This window comes from Pseudomonas sp. H1_G08 (genome assembly GCF_054681355.1).
The window spans coordinates 3,117,961-3,131,247 of the sequence record NZ_CP162822.1; the positions used below are offsets into that span (position 1 = coordinate 3,117,961).

The 13,287-nt window shown below is 60.4% G+C and carries 13 protein-coding genes; 2 read left to right on the forward strand and 11 right to left on the reverse strand.

Annotated features, from left to right (window positions below):
- Positions 1-35 precede the first annotated feature (35 nt).
- Positions 36-290, forward strand: a complete 255-nt coding sequence (locus AB4N85_RS14095; protein ID WP_041479421.1) for a hypothetical protein — start codon at positions 36-38, stop codon at positions 288-290.
- A 104-nt stretch (positions 291-394) separates the two neighbouring features.
- A complete protein-coding gene (locus AB4N85_RS14100) occupies positions 395-775 on the forward strand; it encodes a Rho termination factor N-terminal domain-containing protein (protein ID WP_217851772.1) in 381 nt (126 codons plus the stop codon).
- Between the two features lie 114 nt (positions 776-889).
- On the opposite strand, the gene AB4N85_RS14105 is transcribed toward AB4N85_RS14100, so the two are convergent.
- From AB4N85_RS14105 to AB4N85_RS14155, 11 genes are all read right to left on the reverse strand, one after another.
- Positions 890-1,819, reverse strand: coding sequence for a PfkB family carbohydrate kinase (locus AB4N85_RS14105; RefSeq protein ID WP_252868080.1), 930 nt, complete (start codon positions 1,817-1,819; stop codon positions 890-892).
- Positions 1,812-3,278, reverse strand: coding sequence for a purine-cytosine permease family protein (locus AB4N85_RS14110; protein ID WP_150742570.1), 1,467 nt, complete (start codon positions 3,276-3,278; stop codon positions 1,812-1,814). The genes AB4N85_RS14105 and AB4N85_RS14110 overlap by 8 nt, the downstream gene beginning before the upstream one ends.
- Positions 3,279-3,480: 202 nt before the next feature.
- Entirely contained in the window at positions 3,481-4,479 is a 999-nt protein-coding gene (locus AB4N85_RS14115) for an ADP-ribosylglycohydrolase family protein (RefSeq protein WP_252868081.1), read from the reverse strand.
- Positions 4,476-5,189 carry a GntR family transcriptional regulator gene (locus tag AB4N85_RS14120; protein WP_016770970.1) on the reverse strand — a complete coding sequence of 238 codons (714 nt, stop codon included), beginning with the start codon at positions 5,187-5,189 and terminating at the stop codon, positions 4,476-4,478. Before AB4N85_RS14120 ends, AB4N85_RS14115 begins: the two co-directional genes overlap by 4 nt.
- Positions 5,190-5,985: 796 nt before the next feature.
- Positions 5,986-6,954 (reverse strand): L-arabinose ABC transporter permease AraH, encoded by a 969-nt coding sequence (gene araH, locus AB4N85_RS14125; protein WP_101156425.1) that lies wholly within the window; start codon positions 6,952-6,954, stop codon positions 5,986-5,988.
- A gap of 12 nt (positions 6,955-6,966) precedes the next feature.
- The gene (gene araG / locus AB4N85_RS14130) at positions 6,967-8,514 is read right to left on the reverse strand and encodes an L-arabinose ABC transporter ATP-binding protein AraG (RefSeq protein WP_252868082.1); all 1,548 of its coding nucleotides are present in this window, start codon (positions 8,512-8,514) and stop codon (positions 6,967-6,969) included.
- Positions 8,515-8,567: 53 nt separating this feature from the next.
- On the reverse strand, positions 8,568-9,572 hold the full coding sequence (locus AB4N85_RS14135) for a substrate-binding domain-containing protein (protein ID WP_016770973.1): 1,005 nt from the start codon (positions 9,570-9,572) through the stop codon (positions 8,568-8,570).
- Positions 9,573-9,709: 137 nt separating this feature from the next.
- Entirely contained in the window at positions 9,710-10,528 is an 819-nt protein-coding gene (locus tag AB4N85_RS14140; RefSeq protein ID WP_236168406.1) for an SDR family oxidoreductase, read from the reverse strand.
- Positions 10,529-10,798: 270 nt separating this feature from the next.
- The gene (locus tag AB4N85_RS14145) at positions 10,799-11,674 is read right to left on the reverse strand and encodes an SMP-30/gluconolactonase/LRE family protein (RefSeq protein WP_252868083.1); all 876 of its coding nucleotides are present in this window, start codon (positions 11,672-11,674) and stop codon (positions 10,799-10,801) included.
- Between the two features lie 134 nt (positions 11,675-11,808).
- Complete coding sequence (locus AB4N85_RS14150) at positions 11,809-12,525, reverse strand: FadR/GntR family transcriptional regulator (RefSeq protein WP_041479437.1); 717 nt, start codon at positions 12,523-12,525, stop codon at positions 11,809-11,811.
- 193 nt (positions 12,526-12,718) lie between these two features.
- On the reverse strand, positions 12,719-13,279 hold the full coding sequence (locus tag AB4N85_RS14155) for a DUF1285 domain-containing protein (protein WP_041479438.1): 561 nt from the start codon (positions 13,277-13,279) through the stop codon (positions 12,719-12,721).
- Positions 13,280-13,287 lie beyond the last annotated feature (8 nt).

Sequence of the window (13,287 nt, forward strand, 5' to 3'; positions counted from 1 at the left end):
GCGAGCGCCCTATTCACTCCCATGAAGAGGTAACCATGAACGTCGACAAAGACCTGGAAAAAGAAGTTCTCACCCGCCTGCTGCACGCGCATCCCAACGGCTTGGGCAAGGAGGTGCTGGACAATTACCGGGGCGAGAAAGTCGTGGCCAGCGCCCTCGCCGCCCTGCAGGATCGCGGGCTGATTCACCATGGTCATGTGACCTGCAGCGAAGCCGGTGAGCACTCGCTGAACCTGCCGATCAAGCTCAGTTCAGCCGGCGTTGAAGCGGCGAAGAAACTCGATAGCTGACGCTGGTTGGGGCTGCGGATCTTCGACTTCGAACGGGTGATTCGTCTCGAGTGATTCGCAGCCTTCGGCGTAACGCAGCACATCCTGACGCAAGGAGAAATCCCATGCCTCGTGGAAGCAAAGACAAATACACCAGCGAACAGAAGCGCAAAGCCGAGCACATCGAAGACAGCTACGAGAAAAAGGGCGTGTCGAAAGATGAAGCTGAGGCGCGTGCCTGGGCGACGGTGAACAAGCAATCCGGCGGTGGCGAAAAGTCCGGCGGCTCAGGGCGCAAGAAGCCTGCAAGTGCCAAGTCGGAAGAGCGCAAAGAGTCATCCCGCCGCGCGGTGGCCAGTCGCAAGGGCCATTCGCGCAATAGCGAGACTTCGAAGGATACGCAGACTGTCGATAGCCTGATGAAGGAAGCCCGAGCGAAGAATATTCCGGGACGCTCGTCGATGCGCAAACAGGAGTTGATTGAGGCGTTGCGCAAGGCCGGTTAAGTCTGATGGCCTCATCGCTGGCAAGCCAGCTCCCACAGATTTTTCGGGTGGTTGCACTATTGCACTTACACACGAAGACCCTGTGGGAGCTGGCTTGCCAGCGATTGCGGTGCATCAGTCGCCGCAGGATTCGCGGATAAACGCATCCACCTCACCCGCCCCCGGCGATGTCGCCGGCCCCCAGCGCGTCACCGCCAGCGCCGCCGCAGCATTCGCCCGCCGCGCCGCTTCCAGTGCATCCAGCCCCTGCGCCAATCCGGCCACAAACACCCCGGCATGCGCATCACCGGCGCCATTGCTGTCCACTGCATTGACAGCAAACCCCGGCACCTGACGGCGCTCGCCGCGCTGTTGAATCCAGCAACCCTGCGGCCCGTCGCGCACCACCATCAGCACACTTTCCGGCAGCAGTTCCGCGAGGCAATCCATCGCGATACCAATCTCATCGGCTCCGGTAAACCGCAGCGCCTCAACGCTGTTGCTGGTCCACACATCGATGCGCGGCAGCAACGCCTGCATCATCGGCGCGTCAGGTGACTCCACCAACGGCCCCGGGTCGAACACCACATTGACCGACGCCGGCAGCGCCAGCGTCCAGTCGAGCAACGCCTGCGCCTTGCCCTCGTGCAGCAGACTGTAACCGCTGAGATAAACGTAATCGCCGGGCTCGGCAGCCACACTGTTCAAATCGTCTTCGGTCACCTCACCTTCAGCGCCGATATAGGAAATGAAACTGCGTTCAGCCGACGCATCGGTCAGCGCCACACACAGACCGGTGTCGCGCTCGGCCGGTTCGCGGATGCCGATGCAGATACCTTCCGCCTGCATCGCTTGGCGCGCCAAGTCACCGAAACGCCCCATGCCATGGCGACCGAGGTAAACCACCGGCAGACCGTTACGCACCGCAGCGGCCATCACGTTGAAACCGCCACCGGCTTCGAACCCCGCCGACTGCGCCAGCACGTCGCCGCCAATCTGCGGCAGTTTATCCACGGCCATGACCAGGTCGATGATGACCTGGCCGGTGTGCAGCATCTTAGGCATGAGCATTCTCGGGTTGCGCGGCGCGGCGATCTTTCGCACCGCCAAGTATCAGGTAAATGCCACCGGCGACGACGAAGGTCACGATCCAGCCGAGGCCGTTGTGGCCCAGCCAGGAGTCGGACAGAAAGCCCTTGAACCAGACGTTTTCTGCCGTGGTACCGATGGTGGTGAAGCTGAAACCAAGGACGATGGCGATCGCCCAGGCGCCAAACGCGCGCCACTCGATGCCGCCGCGATACCAGTAGGCGCTGCTCGGGCTGACGTCGAGCAGGTCTTTGGGGCTGTAGTAGTGACGGTGAATCAGATCGACGACGAAAATCCCCACCCATGCGGTGATCGGCACTGCCAGCAGGGAAATGAAGGTAATGAACGGGCCGTAGAAACTGTCGGCGATCAGCATGAAGTAGATCGAGCCGGCGAAGATCGCGACGATGTCGACCACTACCGCGTAGACGCGTTTGACCTTGAGGCCCAGGGTCAGCGTGGTCAGGCCGGCGGAATATACCGACAGGTTGTTCGACAGCAGCAGGCCGCCGAACGCGGTGATCAAGTACGGCACGGCCATCCAGGTCGGCAACATGTCCCGGATCGCCACGATCGGGTCAGTCGCCGACGCCAGGTCATTGTTGCCCACCGACAACAAGCCGCCGAGGGTGATCAGCAGCACCAGCGGGATCCCTGCGCCGAACGCCGCCGACGCCACCAGGCGCACTGCCTTGACGCTGCGATGCTGATAGCGCGACATGTCAGCGCCAGCGTTGGCCCAGCCGATGCCGGTGCCGGCGGCCATGGTGCCGATGCCGATGATCATTGCGCTCAGCGGTGCTGGCGTGGCGTTGAACACCGCACTCCAGTCGATCGTCGCGCAGAGGAAACCACCGACGAGAATGTTCAGCGCACCGAACACATAGGTCGCCCACTTCTGGATCACCAGCAAAGTCGCGTGGCCGAGGCCGGACACCGACAAGGTCAGCAGGACGAAGATGGCGATAAAGATCAGCGTCAGTATCGGCGCACTTTTCGCCTCGACCGGCGAGCCGAACAGGATCGAGCACAGCGACAGCAGGACAAACGCCGCAGTGGTGGTGTTGACGGTTTCCCAACCCAGACGCGACATCAGCGAAACCAGCGTCGGGCCGATATTGCCGCGTACGCCGAAGATTGCCCGGGACAGCGTCAGACTCGGCGCGCGGCCACGCCGCCCGGCAATCGAAATGATCCCGACCACGGCAAACGAACCGGCGGCACCGAGGATGGCGACGATGATCGCCTGCCAGATCGCCAGCCCGCGAAACGCCACCAGCGTGGCTCCCAGCGGCAGGCCAAGGATGGAAATATTGGCCGCAAACCAGACCCAGAACAGTTGCAGCGGATGGCCGTTGCACTCGGCTTCCGGCACCGGCTCGATGCCCCGGGTTTCCAGTTGCCCGACGCTTTGCCCGGCGGTTGATGAACTCATGAAGATGCTCCTGTTTGCCTTTTTTGTGGTTGTGGCAATGATGCAAAACGACAAGACAACCGGCCTTCCGAGGCCTGTCTGTGCGATCCATTGCTGTGTGAATTCTTTAGAAATGCGCCGCCCCTTTCGCGAGCAGGCTCGCTCCCACAAGCAAATGCATTCCAATTGTGGGAGCGAGCCTGCTCGCGAAGAGGCCAGCCAGTCAACGCAAGGCCAACAGCCCCTGCACTAACGGCTCAAGCTGCAGATGATTAACAGCTTTCACCGTATCGACCATCGGCTCCGGCCAGCACTCAAGACCCAGGCAAGCGCCGAGCATGGCGCCGAGAATCGCCGCGATGGTATCCGTGTCGCCGCCCAGGCTGGCAGCCATGCACAACGCTTCGAATGCCGTCATTTCACCGATGGCCACTTGCTGCGCCAGTGCGAATGAAACCACCACCGACTCCTGCGACGCCACCGATGTACCGATCACGTCGTAGAGCAGATCGGCGAGCAGTGCTTTGTCACTGTCGACGCTGATACTGCGCGCCCAACTGATGCGCGAGGCCATGCGCCCACCGGCGACCCAATGCCCGTGGGCTTCGGCTTGCTGGGCAATCTGCTGGCCAAGATTCAGCGCCTCGCCCAGATCGACGCCGTTGATCCCGGCCGAGACCACCGCCGCCACCGCTGCTGCACTGGAAATCCCCAGCGTGGTGTTATGCGTCACCTGGCAAGCCTGCACGACCGCCGCAATGAAGCGCTGCGGATCGGCCACGTTCGCGGCAATGCCCACCGGGGTGATGCGCATCGCCGCGCCATTGGTGGTGCCGTAACGCCCGGCTTCTTCCGGGGAATGCCCGGCGAGGATCATTTCAATAGCGCGTTTGGTCGAGGGGCCGAGCAAGTCCTGCGAGCCTTTGGCCTGCATCTCGGCTTCCCATTCGATCAAGCGCTGGGCGAGAACCGCCGGCTCGATACGGCCGTGACCTTCGACCAATAATTCGCCGACCAGGATCGCCTGCTCGGTGTCATCGGTGATCGAGCCTTTGGGCATGTTCGCGGCGATCGGTTGCAAGGGACCTGCGTCCTGCAAATCAGTGATCTGGCCGAAGCGCGCCTTGATCGTTTCACGATCGAGCGACTGTGTCGGCATGCCCAGCGCGTCACCCAGGGCCAGACCATAGAAAGCGCCAAGCGCACGGTTGAGCGCGGTCATTTCGATTCTCCGAATTGCAGGTGCAGACGAAAGTGCACCGGGTCGAGCAGGCTTTCGACCTGCTCCATGAAACGGTTCTGCCGGTCGTAGGTGGTGCGCAGGGCTTTGAGAAACACCGTGCCGACCGGGCGACCGAGCAGCTCGGCGTCTTCGGCATTCAGCGGCTCGGCGCCGATCCACTGATCGCCGCGCTCGCCGATATAGCCGTAGGCGGCCAGGGTGATGGTCAGGGAATTGTCGATCAGGCCGACGCGAGGCAGGCTTTCCAGGCCGCCGTTGGCCGGCATCAAGGATCGTTCCAGAGACACCAGCGTACCGTCGGTGGCGCGCCGGCGACGGTCGAGGGTGATGAATTGATCGGTGCCGAAACGCACCAGCAGATCTGGGCGAGTCACCGCCTCGAGGCGCAACACTTCGGTATTGATCAGCGCCCCGCTGTCGGCCAACGCCTGCGCCCAGCCGCTGCGCTGATCGAGCGCGACACCGTCGAAAGTGACGATGGAACCGACACCGCTCTGCGTGGCGATGTAATTACGCCGCTTCAGTTCGGCCAGCGCCTCACGCAAGGTGCCACGGCTGACCTGGAATTCTTGAGCCAACTGATGTTCGCCGGGCAACAGAAAGCCGTCCTCCATGAGGCCGCTTTCGATGCGTCGGACGAGCTCGTCGACCACCCGTTGTTTCTTGTCGAATCGTACCTGTCTAATCATGTACAAATTGATAACCGAAACGGGGCGTGGCGGGCAACAAAAATTTGAGGGAGGTGACCGGTGGAGAGAGCAAAATCAAGAGCCCCTCACCCTAGCCCTCTCCCGGAGGGAGAGGGAACTGATTGGGGAGTGCTCAGGAAATGCGCCGAACTGATGTTGCTTTAGCGAATCCACAATCGACCCGATCTTTCAGGTCGATGTACAACGCAAGACACCTCGGTCGGCCCCCTCTCCCTTTGGGAGAGGGAACTGATTGGGGAGTGCTCAGGAAATGCGCCGAACTGATGTTGCTTTAGCGAATCCACAATCGACCCGAACTTTCAGGTCGATGTAGAACGCAAGACACCTCGGTCGGCCCCCTCTCCCGGAGGGAGAGGGAACTGATTGGGGAGTGCTCAGGAAATGCGCCGAAATGATGTTGCTTTAGCGAATCCACAATCGACCCGATATTTCAGGTCGATGTAGAACGCAAGACACCTCGGTCGGCCCCCACTTCCTTTGGGTGAGGGAACTGATTGGGGAGTGCTCAGGAAATGCGCCGAACTGATGTTGCTTTAGCGAATCCACAATCGACCCGATATTTCAGGTCGATGTAGAACGCAAGACACCTCGGTCGGCCCCCACTCCCTTTGGGAGAGGGAACTGATTGGGGAGTGCTCAGGAAATGCGCCGAAATGATGTTGCTTTAGCGAATCCACAATCGACCCGATCTTTCAGGTCGATGTAGAACGCAAGACACCTCGGTCGGCCCCCTCTCCCTTTGGGAGAGGGCTGGGGTGAGGGGTAGCTTTTGACGTTACCGTTGTTTCAAGCGGTCAATGACCACGGCCAGCAACAGAATCGAACCACGAATCACATACTGATAAAACGTATCGATGTTCTTCAGGTTCATCGCATTCTCGATGATCGCCAGAATCAACACCCCGGCAATCACATGACGAATCATGCCGATGCCGCCACTCAGCGAAACCCCGCCCAATACGCACGCGGAAATCACTGTCAATTCAAAACCCTGACCAATCATTGGCTGCCCGGAAGTCATCCGCGAGGCCAGAATCACACCCGCCAGCGCACCGATCAAACCATGCACGGCGAAGATGATGATCTTGGTCCGGTCGACGTTGACGCCCGCCAGCAACGCCGCTTCCTGATTGCCACCGATGGCCATGGTGTTGCGCCCGTAGGTGGTGTAGTTCAGCAGCCAGCCGAAGAACAGGAAGCAGACAATAGTGATCAGGATCGGCACCGGCACACCGAACAGCTGGCCATTGCCGAAAACAAAGAACGATTCCTGCGAAACGCCGACTGCCTTGCCGTTGGCAAAGATATAGGCCAGGCCGCGCACAATCTGCATGGTCGCCAGCGTTGTAATCAAGGCATTGACGCGCAACTTGGCGATCACGATGCCGTTGATCAGCCCGACGATCAGGCCCATCGCCAACGCCGCGCTGACCCCGAGAAATACACTGTTGGTGTCACGCATTACCACTGCCGCGACCACGCCGGCACAGGCGATCACTGAGCCGACCGAGAGGTCGAAGTGTCCGGATGCCAGGCAATAAAGCATGGTGCACGCGGCGATGCCGGTGGTGGAAATCGCCAGACCCAGGCCACGCATGTTCAGCGGCGAGAGGAAGTTGTCGATCAGCAGTGTGCAGGCGACAAAGATGCCGATCGCCGCCAGCAGCATGACCCAGTCATCGAGGAAGCGCCGCATGTCCAGCGGTTTGCGCTCGGTCGGCAGAGTTTCGTTTTGCGTAGTCATCATAGTCACCTCTCAGTTCGCCACGCCGTCAGCGCGGTGGCGCGGCAAAGCCAGTTGCAGCAGGTTGGATTCATTGGCCTGGTCGCGGCTGACTTCGCCGCGCAGGGCGCCTTCGCACAGCACCAGGATGCGGTCGGAAATGCCCATCACTTCCATCAGATCGCTGGACACCACGATCACCGAAATACCGTCGGCGGCGAGGTTATGAATGATCTGGTAGATCTCGGCCTTGGCGCCGATGTCGATGCCACGGGTCGGTTCGTCGAGCAGCAGGACTTTCATCGGCATCGACAGCCAGCGGCCGAGAATCGCCTTCTGCTGATTGCCGCCGGAAAGGAACTTGATGTGCTGGCCAGCGTGCGGGGTTTTCACTTTCAGGGCCTTGATCTGCTTGTCAGCGTTGCCCTTTTCCCACAAGCCGCGGATCAGGCAGCCAAGCCCGGAATGCGCACCGCGGGCACTGATGTTGATGTTCTCGGCAACGCTGGCCAGGGGGATGATGCCTTCCTTCTTGCGATCTTCCGGGCAGAGCAGAATGCCGGCGGCAATCGCATCACGCGGCGAGCGCAGTTTCAGCTCATGGCCGCGCAATTCGAGGCGGCCGGCGGTGTTGCGCTCCAGGCCGCTGAGCAGGCGAAACAGCTCGGTGCGCCCTGCCCCGACCAGCCCGAACAGGCCAAGGATTTCGCCCTTGTGCGCTTCGAAACTGATCGGCTCACGCAGGCCCGGGCCGAGCAAACCATCGACCTTCAACGCCACGGCACCGCGCGGGCGATGGCGGTAATCGTAGATATCCTGAATGTCGCGACCGACCATGCAGGTCACCAGTTGATCGTGGGTCAACTGGCTCATGTCGTCGAATGTACGAACGTAGCGGCCGTCCTTGAACACGGTGACGGCGTCGCAAATGCGGAAGACTTCTTCCATGCGATGGGAAACGTAGAGCACCACTTTGCCTTCGTCGCGCAGACGACCGATGATCGCCATCAAGCGATCGATCTCCCGCGCCGAAAGGCTGCTGGTCGGTTCGTCGAAAGCGATGACGTGTGCGCCGCGCGACAGCGCTTTGGCGATTTCCACCAGTTGCCGCTGACCCAGCGACAAGCGTCCGACCTTGGTTTGCGGATCGATTTCGTCCGCCAGACCCTTCAGGCAATTCAAGGCCTTCTGACGCAGCTCACCGCGATTGATCAAGCCGAAACTGGCCGGCAGATGGCCAAGAAACAGGTTTTCGGCCACGGTCATTTCCGGGACCAGATGCAGTTCCTGGTGAATCACCGCGACGCCGCTGCCGATGCTGTCGGCGGTGGACTTGAAGGCCATCGCCTGCTCGCCGATCTGCAGTTCGCCGCTGCTTGGGATGTAAGCGCCACCGAGGATTTTCAGCAGGGTCGATTTGCCCGCGCCGTTCTCGCCCATCAAGGCATGAACCTGACCGGGGTGGGCGACGAAGCTGATGCCGTCGAGCGCTTTCACGCCGGGAAAGGTCTTGCCGATCCCGTTGAAGCGCAGGCTGCCGCTGGCGCCGTGTTGTTCTTGTGTCTGTACTTGCGCGTGCATAAAGCCACCTCTTCACACCGAAAAACGGCCCGGCTGCCCGGGCCGTCGCTGCCTCAGTTCCACAAGCCGATTTTTTCCAGCTCTTGCTTGAAGTTTTCGCGGGTGATCAGGGTGACGTCATCCATGGCGGTGTACTTCGGCGGCTCTTTGCCGGCGGTGATCCACTCGTACATCATCTCGGCGGTCTTGTAGCCTTCGATGTGCGGGCTTGGCAGCATCGAACCGAAGAAGCCGCTGTTAGGCTTTTTCAACTCGCCGATGGCGTCGGTGCCGTTGATGCCGATGCCGATCACGTTGCTCGCGGCAAACCCGGCCGCTTCGGTGGCGCGCACGCCGCCGAGCACGGTGTTGTCGTTCATGCCGCCGATGATCAGGTTTTTCGCCGCGCTCGGCAGTTTCACCAGCGCCGAGTTGGTGGCGTCCATGCTGCCCGGTACGTCGAGGGTTTTCAGTGCGGCGAAGAGGATGTGGTCCTCCGGCATGCCGGCCTTCTTCAGGGCATCGACCGAACCGTCGGTGCGCTTCTTGCCGGTGTCGAGTTCGTTGTAGGTGTTGACCACCGCGTAGGTGTCTTTCCAGTCCCAGTTACGCTTTTTCGCTTCGGCAGCCATGGCGGCGCCCTGCTTCTGGCCCACTTCAAACGCGGCCATGCCCAGGTACGGCACGTCTTCCATGAATTTGCCGTTGGCGTCGACAAAACGGTCGTCGACGGCAATCACTTTCAAGTCGTTGATCTTGGCTTTGGCCATGATGGCAGGGCCGAGGGACACGTCAGGCGGGCAGATCACAAAACCCTTGGCGCCGTTGGCGGCGAGGCTGTCGATGGCCGAGAGGGTCTTCTCGCCATCCGGCACCGCGATCTTGATCAGTTCAAAGCCTTTGTCCTTGGCGGCTTTTTCGGCAAAAGCCCATTCGGTCTGGAACCACGGTTCTTCGGCCTGCTTGACCAGAAAACCGATCTTCACCGCGTCGGCGGCGAGCAGCGCACTGCTCAGGCTGAACGCAGTGACCGCCAGGGCAGTGCTGCACAGGGTACGAATCCCGAAACGACGTTTCATCAGATGACTCCTTGTTATTTTTTTTGAGCAAGGTTTGAAAAGCGTTGAAGCGTGTTCTCAGTGAAGCTGGTTGAAAATAGTCATATCGTATGATGATTGGATTTCAAGCGTAGTTCAGCGCTGGAGATCCGTTTTATTCAGTCGTGGTACATCACCGAGCGGCCACCATCGATGGTGATGCACGAAGCATTGATAAACGGTGCCTCATCGCTGGCCAGAAACACCGCCGTCATCGCCACTTCGATCGGCTGGCCGATGCGCTTGGGCGGATGCAGGTCGAAGGCGCGCTGCCGCTCGGCGTGCGGATCGGCAAAGCCATTCCAGTAATCAACGTTCAGCTGCGTTTCGATGTAGCCCGGCGCGATGGCGTTGACGCGAATGCCTTTGGCCGCGTATTCGATGCCGAGTGCACGGGTCAGGCCGAGCAAGCCGTGCTTGGCCACCGGGTACGGGAAGCAGCCGGGAATGATGTGGCTGGAATGGGTCGAGGCGATGTTGATGATGCTGCCCACGCCCTGCTCGAGCATCTGCGGCAGCACGGCTTTGCAACCATACCAGGCGCCATCCAGATCAATGGCGAAGCAGCGGTGCCAGTCCTCTTCGGTCATCTGCAAAGGATCGCGGAACACATTGACCCCGGCACAGTTGACCAACACATCGATGCGGCCATGCAATTCCACGGCGCGTCGGGCCAGGGCATGCAGATCCTGCTGATTCGATACGTCGACCTTGAGCGCCTGCACGTCATGGCCCTGATCGCGCCAGTGAGCGGCGACCTGCTCGACCTTGTCGGCCTGGATGTCGCTGATTAGTAATCTGGCTTGCTGCGCGGCGAAGGCGGCGACGATGGCTTCGCCGATGCCCTGAGCGGCCCCGGTCAACAGCACGACCTTGTTTTTCAGGCGCTCGCCTTTCGGCGGGGCCGACACTTGCGGCAATGTCAGCGCTTCAGCCATGGCTCAGGCCTCCCGCACGCAGGCGCAAAAAAACCGGCCATCGGTGGATGTCCGGTTCTGACGGCTCGGGAAAACAGACAGGCAAGCGTCGTCAACGGCATTGAGCCGTGGCGAAAGGCGGATCCCGCTTGCGCGGGCGACAAGAATTCGCTGCATCACTTCACCTGTTTTGTTCTTTTTAAGTGTGAGTGCGTGTTACTGCTGGAGCCGACTATAAACCCGACCGCCAAATAATCTCAATATATAATTTTGCATCCCATATTTTGGGATCTAGCCAGCAAAACGCGTACAGAGTTTTCCTGCAACGTCGACGCGCATGCTCAGCACCGCGCCATCCAATGGATGATTCAGTGGACTCTTGGCGCTGGTGATGAATAAGGTTTGCAAGTCTTCGCCACCGAACACACAACTGGTCGGGCGACTGACCGGCAGATCGATTTTGCGATCCACCTGCCCGTCCGGCGTCAGGCGCAGCAGGCAACTGCCGTCCCAGCGTGCATTCCACACGTAGCCTTCAGCGTCCATCGCCGAGCCATCGGGACCACCGTGTTGATCGGACGAGTAGAACACCTGCGGAGCATCGAGACTGCCGTCGGTGCGGATGAAATATCGATTGAGCGTGCTTTCGAGACTTTCACCAAACAGCAGCGTGGTGCCGTCGTCACTCCACAGCAGGGTGTTGGGGATGCCCAGGCCGAGCAGCAGCGGTGTGACGCGTTGATCGGGATCGATACGGAACAGGCCGCCGGAACGGCGCGCCAGCGGCAGATCCTCGCCGTGCTCGCCGATGTTGTTCTGCATGGTGCCCAACCACAACCGGCCCAAGGCATCGCAACGGGCTTCGTTGGGGCGGTTGCCCGGTTGCGGGTCGGCGACGCAGAACAGCGTCAAGCGTGGCTCGAGGCCGGGCGAATCGAGATCGAGCCGGTAGACACCACTGCTCAACGTCACCAGTGCATCGCCGCTGGCGCAGGGAATGAAGGCGGAGATGTGCTCGGGCATCTGCCAGATCTGCACGTTCTGGCCGATCAGGCGCAACGCTTGTTTACCGGCGATATCGACCCAGTACAACGCCTGGGTCGGCGCATCCCAGAACGGGCCTTCGCCGAGTTGCGCGCGGTGTTGGGTCAGGGCGGTGCAGGTCATCTGGAATCCTTCATGTTCTTGTTGTTTCCAATGTGGGAGCGAGCCTGCTCGCGAAGGCGGCGTGTCAGTCAATGATGATGTATCTGACCTGACGCATTCGCGAGCAGGCTCGCTGCCACAGGGGATTTTCGGTCTTAGCTGGCTTTGCGGTCCGCCATGACTTTCGGGTAAAAGCGTTTTATCGCCAGATCGGCATTGTCGATCAAGGTCATGCACGCCCACACGCCACGGGTCGAATCGCGCGCGGCGATGGCATCGGCCATGTCTTTATGGATCGGCAAGGTGCGGCGCAGTTCATCGGGGTCGGCGGCGGAGACTTCGAACGACACCGCCAGTAACGCACCGAGGGCCGGGACCATTTGTTCGATGAACTGATTATGGCTGGCGGCAAGAATGCATTCGTGGAAGGCCTGGTCGGCACGGTTGTAATCAACGCCGCTGTCGACTGCACGTTCCAGCGCATTGAAAGCCAGTTGTACCGCTTCGATCTGCTCCGGTGTCGCCCGCTCACAGGCCCAGCGCACCGCCATCGGCTCAATGGTGCGGCGCAAATCCAGCAGGTCATCTACGAAGTTTTCCGGCAACCCATTGCGCGATAGCCAACCCACCACCTGCGGATCGAACAGATTCCAGCGCCGTACTGGCAACACCCGCGTGCCGACCTTCGGTCCGACTTCGAGCATGCCTTTAGCGACGAGGGTTTTGATGGCTTCGCGAATCACTGTGCGGCTGACGCCAAGCTGCTCGCCCAGATCCGCCTCGACCTTGATGGTCTGCCCCGGCTTGACCTGACCGGCCGCAATCCAGCTGCCCAGCCAGTCAACGGTTGACGCATGAAAGCTGCTGGACATGTACACCTCAAGGCGAATCGCGATGGGTGCCTACGCTAATCATCATACGAATAACAGTCAACCGGATTTTTTTTAGCTTGCACAAACCATTGTGGGAGCGAGCCTGCTCGCGAAAGCGTCGTGTCAGTCAACATTGCTGGCGACTGATACACCGCGTTCGCGAGCAGGCTCGCTCCCACATTTTGATGTTGTGTCAGGGTTCCAGGCCGATGCGAAAGAACTCGCCGCCGCTCCACACGCCCAACCAGCGCTGGCCATCAATCTCGCGGCTCACCGCCAGTTCCACCAACTGGTAAAACACATTGCGGTGAATCAGCGCTTCAAGGTTGCTGCGCACATGCACATAGGGCGCAGGCTCCTGGGTCTCAGGATCGATCTCGACACGCAGCGGATGCTCAGTCCCCGCTTCGGTGGTTTCCTCGACGTTGGTGGTAAAGCGCAAAACCTGCGCCTCGCCCTCGCCTTGCACGTCAACGGCAACCGCCACGAACGGCGCGTCATCGACCTTGATCCCGACCTTCTCGACCGGGGTGATCAGGAAATAATCATCGCCGTCGCGGCGGATGATGGTGGAGAACAGTTTGACCATCGGCTTGCGCCCGATCGGCGTACCCAGGTAGTACCAGGTGCCGTCACGGGCAATGCGCATGTCGATGTCGCCGCAGAAATCCGGGTTCCACAAATGCACCGGTGGCAGGCCTTTGGTCTTGGGGATCTGCCCCAGCAGGTCATTGGCTGTTTGCGGGTCACTCATGGCGTACT

Excerpts from the sequence above, each read along its gene's own strand:
- AB4N85_RS14110 (WP_150742570.1), bottom strand. The coding sequence starts at position 3,278 with ATGAGTTCATCAACCGCCGGGCAAAGCGTCGGGCAACTGGAAACCCGG.
- AB4N85_RS14155 (WP_041479438.1), bottom strand. The coding sequence starts at position 13,279 with ATGAGTGACCCGCAAACAGCCAATGACCTGCTGGGGCAGATCCCCAAG.
- araH (WP_101156425.1), bottom strand. The coding sequence starts at position 6,954 with ATGACTACGCAAAACGAAACTCTGCCGACCGAGCGCAAACCGCTGGAC.
- AB4N85_RS14150 (WP_041479437.1), bottom strand. The coding sequence starts at position 12,525 with ATGTCCAGCAGCTTTCATGCGTCAACCGTTGACTGGCTGGGCAGCTGG.
- AB4N85_RS14140 (WP_236168406.1), bottom strand. The coding sequence starts at position 10,528 with ATGGCTGAAGCGCTGACATTGCCGCAAGTGTCGGCCCCGCCGAAAGGC.
- araG (WP_252868082.1), bottom strand. The coding sequence starts at position 8,514 with ATGCACGCGCAAGTACAGACACAAGAACAACACGGCGCCAGCGGCAGC.
- AB4N85_RS14145 (WP_252868083.1), bottom strand. The coding sequence starts at position 11,674 with ATGACCTGCACCGCCCTGACCCAACACCGCGCGCAACTCGGCGAAGGC.
- AB4N85_RS14135 (WP_016770973.1), bottom strand. The coding sequence starts at position 9,572 with ATGAAACGTCGTTTCGGGATTCGTACCCTGTGCAGCACTGCCCTGGCG.
- AB4N85_RS14095 (WP_041479421.1), top strand. The coding sequence starts at position 36 with ATGAACGTCGACAAAGACCTGGAAAAAGAAGTTCTCACCCGCCTGCTG.
- AB4N85_RS14100 (WP_217851772.1), top strand. The coding sequence starts at position 395 with ATGCCTCGTGGAAGCAAAGACAAATACACCAGCGAACAGAAGCGCAAA.
- AB4N85_RS14120 (WP_016770970.1), bottom strand. The coding sequence starts at position 5,189 with ATGATTAGACAGGTACGATTCGACAAGAAACAACGGGTGGTCGACGAG.
- AB4N85_RS14115 (WP_252868081.1), bottom strand. The coding sequence starts at position 4,479 with ATGACCGCGCTCAACCGTGCGCTTGGCGCTTTCTATGGTCTGGCCCTG.
- AB4N85_RS14105 (WP_252868080.1), bottom strand. The coding sequence starts at position 1,819 with ATGCCTAAGATGCTGCACACCGGCCAGGTCATCATCGACCTGGTCATG.